The 635-nt window shown below is 46.9% G+C and carries 1 protein-coding gene; it reads right to left on the reverse strand.

The window, feature by feature from the left end:
- Nucleotides 1-135 precede the first annotated feature (135 nt).
- The coding region (locus Q0954_RS34270; RefSeq protein WP_299466681.1) for a hypothetical protein at nt 136-635 on the reverse strand (500 nt) is incomplete at its 5' end.

A 635-nucleotide genomic window follows, 5' to 3' on the forward strand; every position in this document is an offset into this window, starting at 1 on the left:
CGGCAAGATAGGTATGTCACCAAACACATCAGCGATACTACGCTCAGAAGCACCATTGTTGCCCAATTGAAAACCCTGGAAAATGTGTAACAAGCCCAAAACCCCTGTCTGTCTACTACAGCAGGGGTTTAGTGTTTACTCTATATTTAAGGGCTCTGCCTGTTTTCCCAGCTCTTTGATTCTCTCTAATTCCTGCTTGCCCACCCCCTCTGCGACTGCCTTACGAATCGCTTCTTTCTCGCTGATTTGAAACTCCCTGAATACGGTTTGCCAGGCATCAGGTTTTTGCCAGTAGGCGCGTTCTTTTTCGGTAAGGTTTTCGGCCAGTAAAATGACCACTTGGTTACCTGCGGCAAACAAGCATTCGATGAGTTGGCGGGTAAAAGCCAGTGGCTCAGTGGTAGCCTTGGTTTTCTGAGTAACTTTGCCACCTCCATCAATTACTGTTTCATTGGCAGCAAGCGAAACCACGGGCAGCCCCTGACAAGCCGCCCATGCTGCTTTGCCCGAAAAGGGTAGCCCTACGGTACAATACAAAGTAGGGAGTGGGGTTTGTTGTTGTTTTTTCATGGTGATTTGATTAAATAAAATAACTGGCAAAAATGCCGAGAAAGTGCATGATGTCGCTATTTTCT

The sequence above is a fragment of the uncultured Microscilla sp. genome, assembly GCF_947493425.1.
Classification (GTDB): domain Bacteria; phylum Bacteroidota; class Bacteroidia; order Cytophagales; family Microscillaceae; genus Microscilla.